The organism is Paenibacillus sp. FSL R7-0210 (assembly GCF_038009085.1).
Classification (GTDB): Bacteria; Bacillota; Bacilli; order Paenibacillales; family Paenibacillaceae; genus Paenibacillus_AQ; species Paenibacillus_AQ silagei.
Genome location: NZ_JBBPAR010000001.1, coordinates 3,955,688 through 3,976,916 on the forward strand (window position 1 = coordinate 3,955,688; position 21,229 = coordinate 3,976,916).

22 protein-coding genes and 1 riboswitch are annotated in these 21,229 nt (G+C 53.4%); of the genes, 4 read left to right on the forward strand and 18 right to left on the reverse strand.

Annotation, left to right across the window (positions count from 1 at the left end):
• The 5 genes from MKY64_RS16985 to MKY64_RS17005 form a co-directional block, all read right to left on the reverse strand.
• Nucleotides 1-765 (reverse strand): thiazole synthase, encoded by a 765-nt coding sequence (locus tag MKY64_RS16985; protein ID WP_209872516.1) that lies wholly within the window; start codon nucleotides 763-765, stop codon nucleotides 1-3.
• Between the two features lie 30 nt (nucleotides 766-795).
• Complete coding sequence (thiS, locus tag MKY64_RS16990; RefSeq protein WP_036725578.1) at nucleotides 796-999, reverse strand: sulfur carrier protein ThiS; 204 nt, start codon at nucleotides 997-999, stop codon at nucleotides 796-798.
• Nucleotides 996-1,667, reverse strand: a complete 672-nt coding sequence (locus MKY64_RS16995; RefSeq protein ID WP_340954515.1) for a thiamine phosphate synthase — start codon at nucleotides 1,665-1,667, stop codon at nucleotides 996-998. The genes thiS and MKY64_RS16995 overlap by 4 nt, the downstream gene beginning before the upstream one ends.
• 129 nt (nucleotides 1,668-1,796) lie before the next feature.
• Nucleotides 1,797-1,899: riboswitch (TPP riboswitch) on the reverse strand.
• A 55-nt stretch (nucleotides 1,900-1,954) separates the two neighbouring features.
• Entirely contained in the window at nucleotides 1,955-2,491 is a 537-nt protein-coding gene (locus MKY64_RS17000) for a hypothetical protein (protein WP_340954518.1), read from the reverse strand.
• 158 nt (nucleotides 2,492-2,649) lie between these two features.
• Nucleotides 2,650-3,522, reverse strand: coding sequence for an SDR family oxidoreductase (locus MKY64_RS17005; RefSeq protein WP_209872520.1), 873 nt, complete (start codon nucleotides 3,520-3,522; stop codon nucleotides 2,650-2,652).
• 289 nt (nucleotides 3,523-3,811) lie between these two features.
• Between MKY64_RS17005 and MKY64_RS17010 the strand changes: the two genes are divergently transcribed.
• Nucleotides 3,812-4,975 (forward strand): amidohydrolase family protein, encoded by a 1,164-nt coding sequence (locus MKY64_RS17010; RefSeq protein ID WP_340954520.1) that lies wholly within the window; start codon nucleotides 3,812-3,814, stop codon nucleotides 4,973-4,975.
• Between the two features lie 16 nt (nucleotides 4,976-4,991).
• On the forward strand, nucleotides 4,992-5,519 hold the full coding sequence (locus MKY64_RS17015; RefSeq protein WP_340954522.1) for a GNAT family N-acetyltransferase: 528 nt from the start codon (nucleotides 4,992-4,994) through the stop codon (nucleotides 5,517-5,519).
• Nucleotides 5,520-5,691: 172 nt separating this feature from the next.
• On the opposite strand, the gene MKY64_RS17020 is transcribed toward MKY64_RS17015, so the two are convergent.
• From MKY64_RS17020 to citZ, 5 genes are all read right to left on the reverse strand, one after another.
• Nucleotides 5,692-6,942, reverse strand: a complete 1,251-nt coding sequence (locus MKY64_RS17020; RefSeq protein WP_340954525.1) for an S-layer homology domain-containing protein — start codon at nucleotides 6,940-6,942, stop codon at nucleotides 5,692-5,694.
• Between the two features lie 181 nt (nucleotides 6,943-7,123).
• Nucleotides 7,124-7,549, reverse strand: a complete 426-nt coding sequence (locus tag MKY64_RS17025) for a hypothetical protein (RefSeq protein WP_340954528.1) — start codon at nucleotides 7,547-7,549, stop codon at nucleotides 7,124-7,126.
• Nucleotides 7,550-7,598: 49 nt separating this feature from the next.
• Nucleotides 7,599-8,540: a malate dehydrogenase gene (gene mdh / locus MKY64_RS17030; RefSeq protein WP_340954530.1), complete on the reverse strand. Its 942-nt coding sequence runs from the start codon at nucleotides 8,538-8,540 to the stop codon at nucleotides 7,599-7,601.
• 100 nt (nucleotides 8,541-8,640) lie between these two features.
• Complete coding sequence (gene icd, locus MKY64_RS17035; RefSeq protein ID WP_036725590.1) at nucleotides 8,641-9,936, reverse strand: NADP-dependent isocitrate dehydrogenase; 1,296 nt, start codon at nucleotides 9,934-9,936, stop codon at nucleotides 8,641-8,643.
• 102 nt (nucleotides 9,937-10,038) lie between these two features.
• Nucleotides 10,039-11,151, reverse strand: a complete 1,113-nt coding sequence (gene citZ / locus MKY64_RS17040; protein WP_036725592.1) for a citrate synthase — start codon at nucleotides 11,149-11,151, stop codon at nucleotides 10,039-10,041.
• Between the two features lie 391 nt (nucleotides 11,152-11,542).
• On the opposite strand from citZ, the gene ytvI reads away from it, so the two are divergent.
• Nucleotides 11,543-12,658, forward strand: coding sequence for a sporulation integral membrane protein YtvI (gene ytvI, locus MKY64_RS17045; protein WP_340958108.1), 1,116 nt, complete (start codon nucleotides 11,543-11,545; stop codon nucleotides 12,656-12,658).
• 120 nt (nucleotides 12,659-12,778) lie between these two features.
• Here the strand turns inward: ytvI and MKY64_RS17050 are convergent, their stop codons facing one another.
• From MKY64_RS17050 to MKY64_RS17060, 3 genes are read right to left on the reverse strand one after another with little or no spacing between them, the layout of a single operon-like run.
• Nucleotides 12,779-13,177, reverse strand: a complete 399-nt coding sequence (locus MKY64_RS17050; RefSeq protein ID WP_036695825.1) for an FxsA family protein — start codon at nucleotides 13,175-13,177, stop codon at nucleotides 12,779-12,781.
• A gap of 29 nt (nucleotides 13,178-13,206) precedes the next feature.
• A complete protein-coding gene (locus tag MKY64_RS17055; RefSeq protein WP_339255124.1) occupies nucleotides 13,207-13,686 on the reverse strand; it encodes an acyl-CoA thioesterase in 480 nt (159 codons plus the stop codon).
• A gap of 49 nt (nucleotides 13,687-13,735) precedes the next feature.
• Complete coding sequence (locus MKY64_RS17060) at nucleotides 13,736-14,917, reverse strand: MFS transporter (protein ID WP_340954534.1); 1,182 nt, start codon at nucleotides 14,915-14,917, stop codon at nucleotides 13,736-13,738.
• 102 nt (nucleotides 14,918-15,019) lie between these two features.
• Between MKY64_RS17060 and MKY64_RS17065 the strand changes: the two genes are divergently transcribed.
• A complete protein-coding gene (locus MKY64_RS17065; protein ID WP_339255122.1) occupies nucleotides 15,020-15,763 on the forward strand; it encodes a G1 family glutamic endopeptidase in 744 nt (247 codons plus the stop codon).
• Nucleotides 15,764-15,905: 142 nt separating this feature from the next.
• Here the strand turns inward: MKY64_RS17065 and pyk are convergent, their stop codons facing one another.
• From pyk to MKY64_RS17090, 5 genes are all read right to left on the reverse strand, one after another.
• Complete coding sequence (gene pyk, locus MKY64_RS17070) at nucleotides 15,906-17,330, reverse strand: pyruvate kinase (protein ID WP_036725599.1); 1,425 nt, start codon at nucleotides 17,328-17,330, stop codon at nucleotides 15,906-15,908.
• A gap of 374 nt (nucleotides 17,331-17,704) precedes the next feature.
• Nucleotides 17,705-18,706 (reverse strand): acetyl-CoA carboxylase carboxyltransferase subunit alpha, encoded by a 1,002-nt coding sequence (locus MKY64_RS17075; RefSeq protein ID WP_076082927.1) that lies wholly within the window; start codon nucleotides 18,704-18,706, stop codon nucleotides 17,705-17,707.
• Between the two features lies 1 nt (nucleotide 18,707).
• Entirely contained in the window at nucleotides 18,708-19,601 is an 894-nt protein-coding gene (gene accD, locus MKY64_RS17080; protein ID WP_036725603.1) for an acetyl-CoA carboxylase, carboxyltransferase subunit beta, read from the reverse strand.
• Nucleotides 19,602-19,685: 84 nt separating this feature from the next.
• Complete coding sequence (locus MKY64_RS17085) at nucleotides 19,686-19,874, reverse strand: glutamate decarboxylase (RefSeq protein ID WP_340954537.1); 189 nt, start codon at nucleotides 19,872-19,874, stop codon at nucleotides 19,686-19,688.
• A gap of 147 nt (nucleotides 19,875-20,021) precedes the next feature.
• Complete coding sequence (locus MKY64_RS17090; RefSeq protein WP_036725608.1) at nucleotides 20,022-20,522, reverse strand: phosphatidylglycerophosphatase A family protein; 501 nt, start codon at nucleotides 20,520-20,522, stop codon at nucleotides 20,022-20,024.
• Nucleotides 20,523-21,229 lie beyond the last annotated feature (707 nt).

Consider the following 21,229-nt stretch of genomic DNA (forward strand, 5'->3'; position numbering starts at 1 on the left):
TCAGGCCAAGAACCCGGTCAACGGTGAAGAGGCTGCCGCCGTCTCTTCCACAGGCCCCAGTCCGGCGAGATAAGCCTTGCGCCCTGCGGCTACCGCGTCACGGAAGGCTTCTGCCATCAGCAGCGGATCCGAGGCGGTGGCAATCGCTGTATTAAGCAGCACCGCTGCGGCCCCCATCTCCATCGCCTCAGCCGCCTCGGACGGTCTGCCGATTCCGGCATCCACGATCACCGGCAGATTCGTCTCGGAGATCAGAATCCGGATCAGTTCCTTGGTCTGCAGTCCGCGGTTGGACCCGATCGGCGCTCCCAGCGGCATCACGGCCGCAGCCCCCGCTGCCTTCAACCGCAGGGCGGCGGACAGGTCAGGACTCATATACGGAAGCACCACGAAGCCCTCTGCTGCAAGGATCTCGGTCGCCCGGATGGTCTCGGTATTATCCGGCAGCAGATATTTCTGGTCGTTGATGACCTCAATCTTCACCCAGTTCCCCAGCCCCGCCGATCTCGCCAGCCGGGCAATCCGTACTGCTTCCTCTGCGGTGCGCGCACCGGAGGTATTAGGCAGTAAGGTCATATGGGAAGGAATATGGCTGACAATATTGTCACTGCTCTCCGGGTCCACCCGGCGCAGAGCAACGGTAATGACCTGTGAGCCTGATCGCGTAATCACCTCGGGAATGAGGGTGTTGCGGCTGTATTTTCCGGTACCAATGAACAGTCTGCTGGTTAGAGTCACTCCGCCAATCATCAATGGATCTTGCATGTTAACGCCTCCTGGGATAAGTCTTCGTGTTCAGCCTCCGCCTACAAAATGAACCAGCTCCACCCGGTCCCCCTCACTGAGCAGTGTTTCTCCGTAAACCTCTCTGCCAGCAAGCTCACCATTCAGCTCGACAATCACCAGCTTACCGGCCCACTCGGGCCGGGAGAGCAGATCCTCCAGTGTCCGGCAGCTCTCTTCGATTCTTTGCCTCTTTCCGTTAACGGTCACATTCATGCCTGTTCACCTCCTGCTGTGCCCTGTGTTTGAGCCATATCCAGCGCTTCAGCCAGCTCCGCTGCCCTGTCCCTGTGGACCGCTTCCCTGTACGCCATGGCCGCTGCCACCGGGTCCGGGGCTCCGCAGATCCCCGACATGACAGCAATGCCAGCCGCCCCTTGGGCCAGCACCGCTCCGGCATTACCCGGGGTAATCCCTCCAAGCGCAATCAGCGGGATGCGGCTCCAGCGGACAGCCTCGGCCAGTTGCGCAAGTCCCCGTGCCTGCTGTCCGGGCTTACAGGCCGTCGGGAAAACATGCCCGTAGAGGCAGAAGTCTGCTCCCCGCCTTCCAGCCTCCGCCGCCTCTTCCCGCGAGTGTACCGACCTGCCGATCCGCAGGCCCGGTGCAAGCCCGCGTGCTGCGGCTGGCGGAAGGCTATGCCAGGCCAACTGTACACCGCCTGCCCCAGCGGCCAAGGCAATATCGATCCGGTCATTAATGACCAGCTTCGAAGGCGGAACCCCGGCCTGAAGCATCTGCTGCGCCGCCGCCAGCAGTTCGCGGGCGGACATGGCTTTTTCCCGGAGATGGATATAATCCACCATGGGATGTACCGCCGCAGCCAGCTCCGCAAGCTTCTCAGGGTGGAGCCGACCGTCTGAGATGACATGAATTTCGTGCAACGCCTTTCCCCCTCCCGTCTGTCCCAGCTCACACTACACCTCTCCACAACACAAAAAAGACCGCCCCCGTAAAGGAAGCAGTCTGGAATAGAAACAGGAATACCGGTATTAGCCGTATACCCCCGCTGCAATATTCGTTCTCCACTTCCCTACGCTGGTATAACCCAGATCAGGTTCAAAGGGTCCGAGCAGATACGCCCGTCTCAGCCTTGCGGCTCCCCTAGTGATCGTTCTATGCGGTTGTTTGGCCTTGCTTTTTGTATATTAGCATATAATTCCTGTTAGAGCTATTCTTTCGTAGATTTTACTTCAATTACAAAAGCCACGGATGAACTCCCTTCTGAAAATTTACCATCCTCGGATGTCCAGAATGCTGATATGCCGTAGTAATAAACGCCTTGTTCTTTTGGAGCATTAAAAGAGCCGTTCTTCAATGGAATTTGCACTTCTTTATCATCGACAAATTGCTGAACGGTTAACCCGCCGGGTGCCGGTTTATAAGTAAAAGCAACATCGATCCCCCCCTCAGGGGCTATAACAGTGGGAGTAACCCCCTGTACCAAGGATTGTCCTCCTGTATAATCTGCACATCCTAATTTTCCCCAGCAATAGCTGCCTTGGGTAACCGGAATTTGGGTTTTCCCGGAAGTAACAAGGGGTAGCGGCGGCGATTCCTGTGTAATTCTAATCCCAATGCTTTTTGCATATCCTTCCAATCTTGTGTTTTCCACAACTCTCCCTGCAAAAGGAGTCCAATAAATGAACACTACCAGAAAAATTAAAATCCCCGCTGCAGATAGAATGAATCCTTTTTTTCTAAGCATCCCTATCCCCTTTTCATATCAAATTATCTAAATAGACGGAAATATATTGTAATAGTTACAAGCGCAGAAAAAAAGCCTGCCGGCAAGCGGTTAGGCTTTTTTAAAATAAAATTTATATGTTGCACACAAATCTGCATCCAGATCTTATTCTGCACCCATTATCCGTTGACAACCTCGCCGCCGTTCACATGCATCACCTGTCCGCTCACATAGGAGGAATCGTCCGAGGCCAGGTATACATACGCCGGTGCCAGCTCTTCAGGCTGCCCCGGGCGCTTCATCGGCTGGGTGCCGCCGAACTCACTGACCTTCTTCGCGTCAAAGGTGGACGGAATCAGCGGGGTCCAGATCGGTCCGGGCGCTACCGCGTTCACGCGGATGCCCTTATCGGCCAGATTCATTGACAGCGAACGGGTGAAGCTGAGAATGGCTCCTTTGGTGGACGAATAGTCCAGCAGCTGCGGGCTGCCGCGATACGCCGTGATGGAGGTCGTGTTAATGATCGTAGCGCCTTTTTTAAGATGAGGCATAGCTGCCTTCGTCAGGTAGAACATGGAGAAAATATTCGTCCGGAACGTACGCTCCAGCTGCTCCGCTGTAATGTCCTCAATATGGTCCTGCGGATGCTGCTCCGCCGCATTGTTAATCAGGATGTCAAGCTTGCCGAGTCCTTCAACGGTTTGGCGAATCAAGCTCTGACAGAAGCATTCGTCCCCGATATCCCCGGCGATCAGAATACACGTTCTGCCCTCCTGCTCCACCTGGCGCTTGGTCTCTTCCGCATCCTCATGCTCGTTCAAGTAGGAGATCACCACATCCGCGCCCTCCTTGGCAAAATGCACGGCAACCGCACGCCCGATCCCGCTGTCGCCTCCGGTAATGAGCGCGGCCTTGCCCAGCAGCTTGCCTGCTGCCTTGTACGCAGGTGTCTCAAACTCCGGGAGCGGGTTCATCTCACTCTCAATTCCCGGGCGCTGATCCTGTACCTGCGGGGGCAGAGTTTTGACAGGTTGTTTGTTAGTGTCTGGCATAATCCATTCTCCTTTCGCTGTCCACAGTATTGTTGATTAATCATGTTAGCATGGCTTAAGGTCTGGTGTTTATGCACAGGCAGTGTGCCTGCTTGACTGTACGTTATGTTACTTACCACACTTGGCAGCCGCCCAAACAGCCAATCTTCATTCAACGGTGCCTATATCGGAACGGTAGTACGGTAAGCAACGAACGTTTCCAAAAAGAATATTATCTATATCCGCTAGGGGGAATGTCCTATACTTTGTGGGGAACGACAACTACCTTAACTGAGGGGACGCTTCTATCATGGGAAATGAGCGCATCTTGCTGACGAACGGAACTGTAATCGATGGAACCGGACAGCAGCCGCTGCATCATGCAAGCATTGAGATTGTTAATGGCCGTTTCGGCACCATAACACAGTATAGTGACATTAACGGGAGAATCGGGCATGACTCCGCAACAACAGTGATCGACCTTGAGGGTCTGTTCCTTTTGCCGGGGTTTATTCACACCCATGCCCATACCAGCTTCAAGTACATACAGAATGAGCCGCTGCACGGATATCATACGGAATATTTGGCCGCGTGCCTTGCGGAAGGAATTACTACGATCCGGGATGAGGGGATGACTACGGCAGCATCGATTGATGATGTGGTCACATATACGCAGCAGTTGGAGGACGCTAATTCTCCCAGAATTCTTACATCCGGCAAGGTATTCACCGCTCCAGGCGGGTACGGTGGTCAGGAGCCTATCGGAGTAGGGAGTGCAGAGGAGGCGCGGCTTAAGGTCCTTGAAGTCTTGGGACAAGGAATACATTTCATCAAAACAGCGCTGGAAGACGGCTACGATCCCGCAACCGCCGGACTGCCGCAGCTGAATCAGGAGATTCTCGAAGCGATCTGCCAGGAGGCCAGGAGTATGGGTGCTTGTGTGTCTGCTCATGTTACAAGTGCACGCAATCTTCAGATTCTGGTGGATGCAGGGATCAGCGATGCTGCGCATATGGTCTACGACCGGCTGGACGATCAACTGATCCGGCAAATGGTGAGCGGGAGCATCCGTATCGTCCCCACCCTCACCGTACTCCAGATGTTCCAGGACAAATTCGGTGCGCCGCTGCTGGAGCAAGGGCTGGATAATGTCCGGAGATTTATTCAGGCAGGCGGGGAGATTGGGCTGGGGGATGATTTTATTGAAGAAACTCCTCCGTGGTACAGAGCCGGTATGCCGTGGAGGGAGATCCAGCTGTTAGGCCAGGCCGGCCTCTCCCCGATGCAGATTATTGTGGCTGCCACTTCAACCGGTGCCAAGATCTGTAAGCTGGAACATGAGCTCGGTACCATTGAGACAGGCAAGAGGGCCGATCTGTTGGTCGTCGGGGGAGATCCGCTGGCGGATATTAACAACCTGCGGCAGGTCAGCTGGGTAATGAAAGACGGCAAGATCGTATCGAAATCATACTAACAGGAGGTTTTGCAAAATGAATGCAAGAATCACACTATCTCCGGTCACCCCGGACGATATCGATTTCATCACAGAACTGGAGACCAATACCGCCCTCTGGCCCTTCGAGGATATGATTCCAACTGACAAGGAGGCAGTCCGGAAGACGGTGACGGAACGAATCGCTAGCGACTGGCATAGACAATTCCTGATCCGGCTAGCTACTCCCGAAGCAACCCCTGTAGGGGAACTGAGCATACACTGGTATGTAAAAGAGCGCGAGAGCTGGGAGCTGGGCTACAGCCTTTTCCCTGAATACCGGGGGCAAGGCTACTGCACCGAAGCGGCGCAGCTGGCCTTGAAGCTTGCTTTTGAAGAATGGAAGGCCCACAGAGTCGTGGCTATGTGCAATGAATACAATACCGCATCCATCAAGGTGCTGGATAGGCTAGGCATGGTCCGCGAGGGCGTATTCCGGGAAGAAATACACTGGAACCACCAGTGGGTCAACCAGTACTTTTATGCGATACTGGACCGGGAGTACCGGGCGATTACCGGGATATAGAGGAAGGATGCTGTATTCTGTTTTTAGGCACGTTGTTCATTTTCATGCTGGAGCTGTGCCTTGAAAGACATGTTTGTTTTCGCATACATCGGGTCGATGTCTCTTCATAGCAGTACATCGCCCCTCATGACAAGACCTCACTCCTTGGGATAGCGGCCTTATTTCCAGAACTCTATTCATCTTCCTTCACAATTGCATCCTGAACCTTACCCGCACCCCTAACCTTTGTTGACATATTCAGAATCGCCTGCGTCACTGTTGTCCCTTCATCCAGCTCTATCTTAACCCCTGTTGCAGTGGCAGCGGTCTTAAGCGTGCGTATGGAGCCTTTTTGCAGGTGGAGGACGGGTCCTTTGGCTTCAATATTCACATCTCCGAAATTGCCGTTAAGCGTCACTACGATCCCGGCTGCAAGGCCGGATGGCAGATCAATATCTGTGAACCCGTCTCCGGTACCCTCCCCCTCTTCCAGATTTACACCGGACTGTACCGACAATGCCTTCACCCAGGCTGTACCTTCGGTGACCAGGCGGGCAGTTCCACTATTCTTCTGCACAATCACTTGGTTCATGGTTGTGTTCTTGAGCTGCACTGAGGGATCTCCGCTTCCCTGTATGATGACCTTTCCTAGCACTTCAACACTATCCAAGGTTACCTCTCCGTTGCCAATACCTTCTTCCAGGACCAGGTCTCCAAAAATCTTCAGATTCTGCAGCAGCACATCATAGCCGGATACGGTAACATTGTTATAGTATTTGATGGCTCCCGGTTCAAAACTTCCGAGCCCCTCAGAACGGCCGATAGTTACACTCTGCAAGCCACCGCTTGTGACATTGTAATAATCCAGCAGTGCAATCGCTTCGGCCCGGGTCATCGCCTGTTCTGGAGCAAACCGCCCGTCCGGGTACCCCTTCATTCCTCCGTCATTGATCAGTGCAGCGACATCGGCTTCACTCCAGCCTGCAATCTGATCCTTATCGCTGAACATGGATAATACCTCCGTGCTTCCCGTCTCAAAATACATCATTCTGCTCACCATAATCGCCGCCTCCTGGCGCATAACGGGATCGCCCGGACGAATCGTGCCTCCGTAACCCTTGATGATGCCCACTTCCAGCGCTTTCGAGATTTCTTCGTATGCCCAGCTTGTCTTAGGCAGATCGCTGAAATCAGCCTTCACCTTGCTCTCAGCCGTCAGCCCGGCCAACTGGTTGATTAACGCGATAAATTCCGCTCTAGTGATCGCCTGATCCGGCCGGACTGACCCGTCCGCGAATCCCTTCAGCCATCCCTTTTCCAGCCAGCGGCTCATCTGCTTCTGCGCCCAGTGTCCTTCATAATCGGCTGCCGCAGACATATGCCCGGCTGAACCCAGCAGCAAGCCCAGACTCAGCCCGACCGTTACTAATTTTCTTCCTATCATTACTGCGCTCACTCCTAAGTATGTATGTGATGCCAAATGAACCAAGCACCTGATCACAGTGTACCGGAATACATAGCCGTTGGGAACAATATCCAACCATGTGCATCCAGACATGCGAAACAGCCCTGGAGGCCGAGGCTTCCAGAGCTGTTATCACACTGCCCATCCGGTAGCAGGTTATTTAGATAATTGTGTTGTAGACCATGAAAAAGATCATGACGACCAGCGAGACCATCAGCAGCAGACTCATGGTACGGATCTTGGCAGTCTCCGCAGAGACATCACGGTTCTCTCTCATGCCAGCCGCAGCAAGGCGCAGGGGCTTGGTCATAATCCCGCCGAACGCGAACATAGCCAGCAGAAGCACCGTAACAATGATCATCCAGGGTACAGAATACTCGCCCTTAGTCATCATGTAGCCGCCGGTCAGCAGCTGAATCACCAGCCCGTATTGGGCAAAGCGGTTGAAGCCGCCGATTGCAGTGAGCGTGCCTTCCTTCGCCGGGGAGGACAGCTTAGCCGTCCCGCTTAAGATAAACGGCAGCACCAGATAGAAACCGAGTGCCAGTGTCCCGATCATATGCAGAAAAAAGAAAACATGACCCATCTTAATCTCCTCCAATTTCGATTTGAGGGGCTCCGGCAGATTGCCGGACTTACATAGTTACCGAAGAAGTCACCGCGCGGACCGAATCAGCGGACTGGTTGAGTGCCGCCTGTTCCTCCGCTGTAAGCTCCAGTTCAAAAATCCGCTCAATGCCCTCCGCCCCCAAAAGCGCAGGAACTCCCATGAACAGGTTCTCATAGCCGTATTCACCCTCAAGCAGAGCGATTACCGGTATGATCCGTTTCTTGTCCTTGAGAATAGCCTCCGCCATCTGAACCAGGGATGCTGCCGGAGCATAGTACGCGCTGCCGTTCCCAAGCAGGCTGACAATTTCACCGCCGCCCACCCGGGTACGCTGCACAATCTCTGCAATGCGCTCTGCCGGGATAAGCGTCTCGATGGGAATACCGCCTACGCTGGAATAACGCACTAGCGGCACCATATCGTCGCCATGGCCACCCAGCACGAAGCCGCGTACATCCTCTACCGATACATTAAGCTCCTGAGCGATGAAGGTGCAGTAGCGGGCCGTATCCAGCACCCCGGATTGCCCGATGACACGGTTCTTGGGGAAGCCGAGCGCATGATAGGCCACGTATGTCATCGCATCCACCGGATTGGTCAGTATGATCACAATGGACTCTGGGGCCACGCGCTTCACATTCCCGCAGACCGATCTGACGATATTCGCATTGGTATTGACCAGATCCTCACGGCTCATGCCGGGCCCCCGGGCAATCCCTGCGGTAATAATAACGATGTCAGAATCCGCTGCGTCCTCATAGCTCGAAGTTCCGGTAATTTGAGCATCGAAGTTCTGCACGGGTCCCGCTTGGAGCATATCCAGCACCTTGCCCTTGGTAGGATTCTCAAGCTGAGGAATGTCAAGCAGCACTACATTGCCAAGCTCCTTCTGGGCAAGCATAAGCGCCGTGGTCGCGCCGGTGAATCCGGCACCTACGACAGTGATTTTTGAACGTTTGATCGCCACGGTAGCCCTCCTAACCTGATGATAGTCTGAAGGCGGCCTACATAGATATAAGCTACACGGATGTGCAGCTTATATCTGTAGTATTTACCGGCCCGGCCTCTTACAGATGGTTGATGATCTCGTCAGCAAAAGCAGAGCATTTCAGCTCAGTCGCGCCTTCCATCTGGCGGGCAAAGTCGTAAGTAACCGTCTTGTTGTTAATCGCCGTACTCATTCCCTGGTAGATCAGGTCAGCCGCTTCCTGCCAGCCCAGATGCTCAAGCAGCATAACGCCGGAGAGAATAACAGAGCCCGGATTCACTACATCCTTGTCAGCATACTTAGGTGCCGTACCATGTGTAGCTTCGAAAATAGCATGTCCCGTAATATAGTTAATATTCGCTCCCGGAGCGATACCGATGCCGCCAATCTGGGCAGCCAGTGCGTCGGAGAGATAGTCACCGTTCAGGTTCAGCGTTGCAATGACATCGAAGTCTGTCGGGCGTGTCAATACCTGCTGAAGCGCAATGTCCGCAATGGCATCCTTCACGATGATCTTGCCTGCAGCTTCGGCTTCCTTCTGGGCAGCATTCGCAGCCGCTTCACCGTCGCGTTCCTTGATGACATCGTACTGGTTCCAGGTGAAGACCTTATCGCCGAACTCTTGTTCAGCCACTTCATAGCCCCAGTTCTTAAAGGCGCCTTCAGTGAACTTCATGATGTTGCCTTTGTGTACCAGGGTTACGCTCTTGCGTCCGTGCTTGATCGCATACTCTACTGCTGAACGAACAAGGCGTTTCGAGCCTTCCTCGGATACAGGCTTAATACCGATACCGGATGTTTCCGGGAAGCGGATTTTGTTCACGCCCATTTCCTTCTGCAGGAATTCGATCACCTTTTTCACTTCGGCAGAGCCTTCCTGATATTCGATACCAGCATAGATATCCTCTGTATTCTCACGGAAAATAACCATATCCACCAGCTCAGGATGCTTCACCGGAGAAGGAACGCCGTCGAAGTAGCGCACCGGGCGCAGACATACGTACAGGTCAAGCTCCTGGCGCAGCGCTACGTTCAGGGAGCGGATACCTCCTCCAATCGGAGTGGTCAGCGGGCCCTTGATGGCCACAATGTACTCACGGATCGCTTCCAGCGTGTCGTTCGGCAGCCATTCACCATATGTATTGAAGGCCTTCTCGCCGGCAAACACTTCGTACCACGCAATTTTCTTCTTGCCGCCGTAGGCTTTCTCTACAGCTGCATCCAGCACCCGCTTGGAGGCTTTCCAAATGTCACGGCCTGTCCCGTCACCCTCGATGAATGGAATGATCGGCTGATCCGGAACCAGCAGCTTGCCGTCTTCGATTGTAATTTGTTCGCCTTCTGTGGGCAGATCGTATTGTTCCAGTTTCAACATTGGTAGATATTCCTCCTAAAAGTATGATGTATAAGCATTCATATCATTCATTGTACTAAAGGGGTAGAGCAGCCCGCAAGGGCCGCCCTCCCTGCCAGCCTGTTATCGCTCGTCTACAGGGACGTACTTCATGTCGGACATGCCTGTATATTCCGCACGCGGACGGATGATACGGTTGTCTTCGTACTGCTCCAGAATGTGCGCCGTCCAGCCCGAAGTACGGCTGATCGCGAAGATAGGGGTGAACAGCTCCCGTTCAATCCCCAGCTGTGTGTAGACCGATGCCGAATAGAAGTCGACGTTTGGTTTCAGCCCCTTTTGGCTGGTGATCAGCTCTTCCACCTTGACCGACATGTCATAGAGACTGGTATCATTCTTCATCGTGCCCAGCTCGCTGGACATCTTCATCAGGTGCTTGGCGCGCGGGTCGCCGTTCTTGTAGACACGGTGTCCGAAGCCCATAATCTTCTCGCGGCGCTCCAGCTTGCCCTGGATATACGGTTCCACCGCGTCCAGGCTGCCGATCTCCTCAAGCATCTTCATTACGGCTTCATTCGCCCCGCCGTGCAGCGGCCCTTTAAGCGCCCCGATCGCTGAGGTCACACCGGAATAGATGTCGGACAAGGTCGCAACCGTTACCCGTCCGGCAAAAGTCGAAGCATTCAGCTCATGGTCGGCATGCAGCACAAGCGCCGTATCCAGCGCCTTGACGGATACCGCATCCGGCTCTTTTCCCCACAGCATGTAGAGGAAGTTCTCAGCGATGGTCAAGCCTTCCTTGGGAGCTACCGGCTCCAGGCCTTTGCGGATGCGTGCCAATGCGGCAACTACGGTCGGAATCTGCGCCTGCAGCTTCAGCGCCTTGGTCTGGTTCGCTTCCTTGCTCATATCATCGGCGGCTTCATCGTACAGCGCCAGGCTCGATACGGCAGAGCGCAAAGCGGCCATGGTGTTGGCTTCCTTGGGATACAGCTTCATTTGAGTGAGCACCTGCTCCGGGATCGGAGCGTGAGCGCTGAGGTCGCGCCGCAGAGCTTCAAGCTCCGGCACCGTCGGCAGACTGCCGAACCACAGCAAATAAGCGGTCTCCTCAAATGTGGCATGGTCCGCAAGATCGTCAATATCATAGCCGCGGTAAGTGAGCACTCCATCTACGATAGAGCTGATTGAGGAGGTCGTTGCAACAATGCCTTCAAGTCCTTTAGTAGCTGTCATAGTATCTCTCTCCTTTGCCAACAAGAGTGTATAGTGCCGCTTTAAATCTCATGTAAACATTTACATTTCCAAGTATTTCAACTCTCTCAGAAAAAAAGCTTCAGGACCGGCTCAGAAGATTGCAACTAAATTTCTGCTCTTTAACCTTTAATTATCATACCGGATTTTGACGGTTATGTGAACAACGTGGAAGCTTTACAGGACATCAAATGATTTTATCGGAGGGATAGAAAAAAACGAACGCAAAACCTGTTTCATGAACGCGCTCCCAGGTTATGGATATGCCCGCCGTCTGCCCTTTTCTAGCGTTGCTAGTCTTTTCACACCCCCTATGAATATATATAAGACGAGCCGTTGTTTCTGGAATCCGCCAGAGTAGGAGGGACCGAAGATCGATACACTTGTGCTTAAAAGATTGCTGCGCGGCCTCTGGGTCGTGCTTGCCGCCGCCCTGATTCTGCTGGCTGTATATGTACTGCTGCCGCTCCTGTACCCCTTGCTGATCGCCTGGATGCTGGCTTATCTTATGCATCCGCTGGTCCTGATCCTGAAGGGGATGAAGCTCCCCGGCTGGCTCGCTGTATCCCTCTCGCTGCTGTTCTACATCGGAGGCATCGCACTTGTACTGACCGCACTCATCACAAGGCTGGTCAAAGAGCTGATCGGGCTGCTCCAGACCTTCGATCTTCATACCGATCAGTGGCGGGAACTGCTGCTGTCCCTGAGCCGTAATGCCAGCATTCAGAATATTATTAACCAAATCAACCAGTTTTACCACGACAACCCGGGTTATCATGCCACCATTGACAGCAATATCAACCGGACCACTGAAACGGTCGGCCAAGCCGTGACGCAGATGATCACCGGATTCTTCAATATCATCCTGAAGCTGATCTCCTCGCTGCCGAGCCTTGGCACCATTCTGATTGTCATCGTATTGGCCGCCTTCTTCCTCAGCACCGGCTGGGAACGGCATAATGCCAAGCTGACTGCGTGGCTCCCAGCCCCGCTGCTAAGACCGGTGTCGGAGATCTGGAAGGATCTGCGCAAAGCGCTGTTCGGCTACATCCGCGCCCAGCTGGTGCTGATCTCCGTAACGGCGGTAATTGTGATCATCGGCCTGCTGCTGCTGGGGGTCAAATCAGCCTTCGCCATCGGCCTGACCATCGGTATCGTCGATCTGATTCCTTATCTGGGTGTTGGTATCGTCATTCTGCCCTGGGCCTTGTATTCATACATGACCGGGAACATGGCGCTGGCCATCGGGCTGCTGGTGCTCTACGGCATCATCCTGATTACCCGCCAGGTACTGGAGCCCAAGGTACTCGCCAGCAGCATCGGCGTCGATCCGCTCGCCATGCTGATCGGCATGTTCGCCGGCCTTCAGCTGATGGGCATGCTCGGCCTGATTCTCGGCCCGGTGCTGCTCGTCATTCTCGACGCATTCGCCCGCGCCGGCGTATTCCGCGCCCTGCGCACTTATATCCTCAGCGGCAGACTGCATTAGGGGGCCGCGTTCGAAACTAACTTTGCTCCGCACCACTCCCTAACGCCAAAAAGGCATCCAGCCGCAGTATCCTGCAACTGAACACCTTTTGACAAGCCTGATTTCTTCCTTATTACCCGCTTACCTGCGGTAGAAGGTGAACGTGCCGTTCTTCATCTTCTTCTCGATCCATTTCAGCAGAAAAACCCGGTAAAGCGGCCGGGTCAGCGGAAATACCAGAGTAAAGCCGATCAGATCCGTGACAAACCCCGGCAGAATCAGCAGCAGACCGCCGAAGAAAATACATAAGCCGTCCAGCATGGTCCGTCCGGGCACCCGGCCCTCCTGCATATGTGTTCTGCTGTCCTGCAGCACTTTCTTGCCCTCGAACCGCATCATTAGCAATCCGATGACTGAAGTAGCCAGCATGATCAGCAGCGTCTTGGGCGCTCCAAGAAAACTTGAGACATAGATGAAACCGAATAATTCCACGGCCGGGACTGCAAATAGGGCGGCCCACAGCCATTTGTTCCTGATCATACTGCTCCTCCTTCTTCTTTACGTTAACGCTATTCTTCTTCCTTCAGCGCAGCCAGGATGGCATGGAACAGCTCGGGCTGTGCCCTGTCGATCCGCACCGGCCTCCATTCCCCGTTCAGCCAGACATGGCTCGTCGAGCCGCTGACCAGAAGCTCGCCTGCGGTCCGCTCCTGCCCTTCCTGACCCGCCGCCATCCGGCGGATTTCATATTCATACACAACCCTAAGAGCCGAGAAGGTGGTTAACCGCGCATACACGGTAATAAGATCATCATATCGCGCGGGGCTTTTAAATTGCAAATCTGCAGAGGTTACCGGCAGCAGCAGACCGAGTCCCTCCAGCCTCTTGTAGTCGAAGCCCAGCTCACGGAACATCTCCGTCCGGCCGCACTCAAACCAGATCAAATAGTTGGCATGATAGACGACGCCCATCTGGTCGGTCTCCTGATAACGTACACGGATGGAGGTACTATGCCAGCGGCTGGCCCATCCCGGTTGATGCGGATTCATATTCATGCTCCTTTCTAAAATACAGCCTGTCCGGCAGCCAGCAGAACGCTTAAGCGCCGACACCGCCGGATGCAGACTTCAGCGGCAGCTTGCGGCGCGAGCTTCGGGCAACATAGAACAGCAGGGCCGCACCCGCAGCCGCACTAAGCATACAGGAGAGGTTCATCAGCCCGACCCCGCCCTGATTCAGCAGCATCCCGTTCAGCAGATTGCCCAGAATGCCGGCTAACCCGGAGAATACGATGTTAAACACACTTTGCCCGGTCGCCTGCATCTCCGCTGAGGTAATCTTCGATACATATTCAACCGCCGCGATATAAAAGAACCCGAACGAGAGGCCGTGAAGCACCTGTACGCCGATCATGACGGAAGGGTACGGGAAGGCCACCTGGATGCCCCAGCGCAGTACATAGATCATTGCGCCGAGCAGCAGCGTCCGCTCCATCCCCAGTCTGCGGATCACTTTGGAGGCGAAGAACATTGAAGGCACATTGGTAATCGATGCCAGGAACAGGGCGATTCCGGCAGTGCCGGTCGAACCGCCGACCGACTGGAAGGCAATCACGAAATAGGTCCCGAAGGCCGTCATGGTCTGATTGACCAGAAAGCTCCCGCCCAGGAAGGCCAGGAATATGCGGTTGCCGAGCAGCTTTTTGATCCCCTGTGAGAAGGACTGGCTCATCATATGATTCTCCTCCGCCTGCTTGGGAAGAGTGAAGGCAATCACTACAGCGACGCTATTCAGCAGCAGAAACGGCAGCCAGATGGTCGATACAGAGAACTTGGATACATACTGCCCCCCCGCAATGGCCCCTACGGCGGCGCCTATGCTCATCATCATGCGAATGCTGCCGTAAGTGGCTCCGGCCCTGTTCGCTGCCGCTATGGCGTATGAGTCGGCTATAGGCGCCTGTGTAGAGGAGAAGATCGTGGACACGGTATATACCAGCATCAGCACGATAAAATATTCCGAACGGTACAGGACCGCAAGCACCGCCGGAACCGCCACGCTCAGAATCAGCACCAGCCGCGCCTGGTTATACCGGTCGGAGACCATTCCCCATAAGGGCTGGACACAGATGGCGATCAGCGTACCTATAGCCATCAGCACGCCGATCTGGCTGACTTCAAGTCCATTCGATTTCAGCAGCAGCGAGAGGTAGGAGCCGAAGGAGCCTCCGGCCAGTCCCAAAAACAGATAGAACCCGCGCAGCTTTGTTATTTTTTCCATGGGGATTACAAGTCCTCTCTCATTCTTTTTAACAGAATACCCAACCTTCATAGCCGCCTGCTGCATTAAATAGAGCACAACCTATTATGAGGCGGTGGACAAGTGGGCCAAGTCAATAGATTAACACGAAGCAAGCCCTGTCTGAAGGATAAACTTAATACGGGCAGAGCCGCCAGTTCAGGCTTAGGCTGGACATCAAGCAACTGGAGCGGTTATGCCATTTCCGGCAAAAAAGGCAGCTACCGGCAGATATCCGCCGACTGGATCGTCCCTTATGTAAAGCCTACGGTAAAAGCTACGTTCTCCTCGGCCTGGATCGGCATCGACGGCTTCAAGAACAGCAGCCTGATTCAGACGGGCACCGGCCATGAGTCGGTGAACGGAAAAGTCCGGTATTATGCCTGGTGGGAGATTCTCCCCGCCTCCGAAACCGTCATTCCTCTTCCCGTCTCTCCCGGCAACCATATGCGTGCTTCCATCGTCAAGCTGAGTTCCGGCAAATGGTGCATCACCCTGCGCAATCTCAGCAAATGCTGGGTCTTCCGTACCGTACAGCGCTATAACGGACCGCAAAGCTCTGCCGAATGGATTGTCGAAGCGCCGCAGGTGGGGTTCGATATCGCTCCGCTGTCCAAGTTATCCACAGTCTGCTTTACCTGTTGCCAGGTCAATGGACGCAGCCCCAGACTAAAGGTCTCAGATGGCGGCATTATGCTCCAGAATAAGAAGCTGCTGGCTGTGCCTTCTCCCCCACGTTCCTGCGGAAGCGCCTTTTCAGTCAGACGAATCTATCATAAAAGTCCCTCTGCCGTGTATTCCAGGAACCCTATTTATACGACTCCCTAACAGGCTGACATGCCGTCCTGCTCCAGACACTCAGGTCCAATATATCCATTTGCATTATCGATATCAAAAAAGAGCAGCGGCAATCAAGCGCCACTGCTCTAATCATTATATCTTATTCGTGCTGCAGAAGCTCTTCCAAATCCTAGTCGGCTGGAATCGTATCTACCTTCACCAGGTTAGTGGAACCGGAACGTCCAAGCGGGATACCTGCAGTGATAACTACAAGATCGCCGGCTTTAACCAGACCGGAAGCTTTACCGCCGTTAAGAGCTGTTTCCAGCAATTCGTCAGTGGAATGAGCTTCAGGGCCGAATACAGGAGTTACGCCCCATACCAGCGCCAGCTGACGCATGGTTCTTTCCTGGGTGGTAACAGCAATGATCTGTGATTTAGGACGATATTTGGAAACCACGCGTGCAGTGTGGCCAGTTACAGTCGAAGAAATGATCGCTTTAGCATTCAGATCCAGAGCGGAGATCGCTACGGATTGGCTGATCGCTTCAGTTACAGTAGTTTCTTGAGCAATCTGCTGCTTCATGAAGATCTCACGGTGGTTCAGAGCAGACTCTGCTTTCTCAGCAATACGGGACATAGTCAATACGGATTCAACCGGATATTTCCCGGCAGCAGTCTCACCGGACAGCATGATTGCATCAGTTCCGTCGAAAATTGCGTTCGCTACGTCACTTGCTTCAGCGCGGGTTGGGCGCGGGTTGCGCTGCATGGAATCCAGCATTTGGGTAGCTGTGATTACCGGTTTGCCGGCGATATTACATTTTTGAATCATCAGCTTCTGTGCCAAAGGTACATCTTCAGCAGGGATTTCTACACCAAGGTCGCCACGGGCAACCATCAGGCCGTCGGATACTGCCAGGATTTCATCCAGGTTATCGACACCTTCCTGGTTCTCGATCTTGGAGATGATCTGGATGTGGGAAGCATCATGCTTCGCAAGCAGTTCACGGATTTCCAGAACGTCGCTGGCTTTGCGTACGAAAGAAGCGGCAATAAAATCAATGTCCTGTCCGATCCCAAAAATGATATCATTGGTATCTTTTTCCGTAATACCCGGCAGGGAGATGGATACTCCTGGTACGTTAACACCCTTCTTGCTCTTGATCGTACCGCCGTTAACAATACGGGTCTTGATTTCGGTGCCTTGAATGTCGACAACTGTAAGGCCGATCAGGCCGTCGTCGATCAGGATCGTCGATCCTACTTGAACATCGTTAGGCAGGTTGTTGTAAGTGATGGAGATACGGTTGTGGTCGCCAAGGATCTCTTCCGTAGTCAATGTCAGATACTCATCCTGAACCAGTTCAATCGGTTCTACTTCCAGCTTGCCTGTACGAATCTCCGGTCCTTTGGTGTCGAGCAGGATGGCAACAGTCTTGCCAAGTTCCTTGGATGCTTGACGGATCGTGTTGATCCGGGCTCCATGCTCATCAAAATCGCCGTGGGAGAAGTTCAGACGGGCCACATTCATACCAGCCAAAATCAATTTTTTGATATTCTCCAACGATTCACTTGCAGGTCCGATCGTACATACAATTTTACTTTTCCGCATTAGGTTTTCCTCCGTTTTTTCGTTCTCTCTGTCTCATCTTTTCCAACTACAAAATCTACTATAAGGCTTGCTCTTTGTATAGGAACTTTATCACATGTAAAGACATGCACGTTTTATTGCGCCCTTATGAATATTACTGCATGTTGAACACAAAATCAATGTTAGTGCCTGTTTTTGCTGTAAATTAAAGTCGAATAATATAGGATGGCCGATAAAAGAAAAATCATCCCGCAGCAAGCACAGGATGATTAGAATGGGAATAATTGTATAACCGATCTTGTCCTGTCCGCAGCCTGGAATAAGCTGGAATGTGTTAAAAAGTGCAAACCGGCGGTACCGGCATTGCCGCTAATTCCCCGGAGAGAAGCTCCTGCTTACTCTACAATTTGCGCTTCATCCTGATCGGCATCCTGCTCCAGCACCGCCTCGGAAAACTCGCCGATTTTGCGGAATTTCAGGTAACGGTCTTCCTTCAGCGCCGCCGCATCCATACCGGACAGCTCCTGCAGGTGACGCCAGACTGTGTCCTTAACCGCCTCCGCCGCAGCTTCGTAATCCCGGTGTGCACCGCCTCTGGGCTCCGGAATAATCTCCTCGATCACTTCCATCTCCAGCAGATCGGTGGCCGTAATCTTCATGGCCTCTGCGGCCTGCTCCGCCTTGGTGGCATCCTTCCACAGAATCGACGCTGCACCGTTAGGGGAGATCGCCGAATAGATCGCATTCTCCAGCATCAGCACACGGTTGCCGACAGCCATCGCTAAGGCTCCGCCGCTGCCGCCCTCGCCGATAATCACGCAGATGACCGGCACGGCCAGCTGGGACATCTCGAACAAATTGCGGGCAATCGCTTCCGATTGTCCGCGTTCCTCTGCGGTATTGCCCGGGTAAGCCCCCTTGGTGTCCACAAAGGTAATGATCGGACGGCCGAACTTCTCCGCCTGCTTCATCAGGCGCAGTGACTTACGGAAGCCTTCCGGATGGGCGCTGCCGAAGAAGCGCAGAATATTCTCCTTCGTATCCTTGCCGCGCTGTTGACCGATGACAGTTACAGGCCGGCCGTTCAGCTTGGCGATTCCGCCGACTACAGCAAGATCGTCACCGTACAGGCGGTCACCATGCAGCTCGATAAAGTCCGTGAAGATAAGCCCGATCAGATCCAGCGAGGTCGGGCGTACGTGATGCCGGGCCAGATGCATCTTCTGGGCCGGGGATATATTGGAATAGATCTCATTCTCCAGCTCGCTGTAGCGCTCCTCAAGCCGGGCTACCTCATCGCTGAAATCAATGCCCTTCTCTTCGCCGAACTGCTTGAGCTCGGCGATTTTTTTGCGCATTTCTACCAGAGGCATTTCAAAAGGCATCTCTCCTGCCAACCTAAAATCCCCCTTTCACATCATGCAGCTCCAGCAGCTTCGTGAGTGTGGAGCGCATTTCCTTACGGTGCACGACCAGATCCAGCTGTCCGTGCTGCAGATTGAACTCGGCCGTCTGGAAATCCTCCGGCAGCTTCTGGCGGATCGTCTGCTCGATGACAATCCGTCCGGCAAAGCCGAAGACCGCTCCGGGCTCGGCAATAATAATATCGCCCAGGCTGGCAAAGCTCGCCGATACCCCGCCGGTGGTCGGATCAGTAATGACGGAGATATACAGGCCACCCGCTTCACTGAACCGGGCCAGCGCGGCACTTGTCTTCGCCATCTGCATAAGACTGAGAATGCTCTCCTGCATCCTGGCTCCGCCGGAGGTGGAGAAGATCAGCATCGGCAGTCCCCGCTCTGTCGCTTCTTCTACCGCTCTAGTAATTTTCTCTCCAACCACAGATCCCATGCTGCCTGTGAAGAACTCAAAGTTCATCACGGCTACAATAACCGCATGGCCGCCGATGCTGCCCTGGCCGGTGATTACAGCCTCAACCTGTCCGGTTTTGGACTGCTGCTGCTCAAGCTTGGAAGCATAGCCGGGGAACTTCAGCGGATCAATGGACGCCATCTCGCTGTCGAACTCAATGAACCCTTCCGGATCAAGTATCATCGCAATCCGTTCGGTCGCATTCAGACGCATATGATAGCCGCAGGACGGGCATACTTTCAAATTCTTCTCCAGTTCCTTGCTGTACTGGATTGTTCCGCATTTGGCACACTTGCTCATTAGGCCTTCGGGAATCTCCCGCTTAGGGCGCTCGCCTTCTGCCGGTCCGCCGCTTCGCTCCAGACGCTCTGAAGGAATAGTCGCGTACTTCCGTTTTTTCTGAAATAAATCTTTGAACAAGGGTCGCACCTCTTCAGCCGTTTATTTGCGTAAATAGCAGCTTGCCGCTGTCATGAATGTTCTTGAATCTCTACGCCATACTCTTCAGGGATGCAGGATCAGATTGAGGACCTCCTGCACTTCTTCAAGCTCTCCCGAAGGAACCAGAATCTCAAACTGCTGCTTGGACATATTGATGGGACGGCATTTAATCAGAAATCCTTCTTCCGTAAGCTTCTTCTCAATCATCTCCGCCACTTTGGCGGTCGGCGCTATATAGATTACCGTCCACATGCCCTGCAAGGCCTCCCTAATCTCGAATCCAGCCGTATCCTGAATATAATGAAATTATGATAACACAGTTTTCTTTTTTCCCGCAAGCAAGCCCGGCAGGAAGGACTCAGGCCCGGGAGGCCGGTCGCAGCGCATCAGGAGCAGCCGTTATTCGGTCCCGGTCACATGGGGATAGACCTTCGCACCCTCATGCCCGTGGGCGATCCGGGCTGAAGCTGCAGCCGCAATTCCGGCCACAAGATCATCCAGAAATACATGAATGCTCCCCTTATCATCATTCAATTTGCCGATAATTCCAAGCTTTATTTTATCGAGGTAGCCGAAGCTGGTCAGACCGATCATTCCATACACGCTCGTGATGCCCAGCGCCAGAGTCTCGTCCGCCCCATAGAGCGACTCATCCGCTTCCATTACCGCCTGAAACGGCTGGGGCAGCAGCTTCTTCTCGGCCAGCTCATCCAGCGCAATCCCCGTCATGAGCGTATACTGGACCTCTCTTTTGTTCAAGACCGACTTGACACTGCTCAGGCACTCCTCCTGCGTTAAGCTGGGATAATAGACCGATTGCAGGATATAGACGATCTCTGCGATCGAATCCAGTGATACTCCCCGGCGCTCCAGCAGATCCTCCGCCATTTGATAGGACATGATGTCATTCCCCTTCCGCACGGGACAATGCCCCGCTATGATTTAGCTGAACTTGAGAGTGAAGCCTGACAGATTCATAAGTTCACTCTATTGGTTCCCTAATGTATGCGGAAGAGGGCGCAAATGTGCTAAAAAGATCAGTGTATCTATGGCCGGGTTATGGTGCAGCGCGTATGCTCAAGTGCATTCTGTACAACTAAATCGTCTGATTTACTGCCGACTATCCATTTAGCTGTAATCGATACAACTAAACTGCCTCTATATGCGGGTTCTCACCTATTCGGGCAGATTTAGTTGTACAGACTACAGTTAGGAGAGGAAAGCCGTCCTTTTTACGGTTTTTAATTGCACATAATACACCTATGTGAATGTTCGCTTTGAACATGCTCCTAGTAGCGCATCAGATTAAAAAAGCGGGTCTGCATGATGAGGCCTGAACCACTAAAAAAGTAAAGTGTTTGGGACAAATGTATGCGAAAACAATCATGTCTTTCAAGGCACAACTCCAGCATGAAAATGAGCAGCGTGGCTAAAAACCAGAACATCGTCTGTTTGTATATAATTAACAAATTTCAACATAAAACCGAACACAATTGGACCGGGTGACTAGCGTAGGCCAAATGTAACCGAAAAACCAAATACAATTGGACTGGGAGCGCTACGTAAGCCAAATGTAATCGAAAAACCGAACACAATTGGACTGGGAG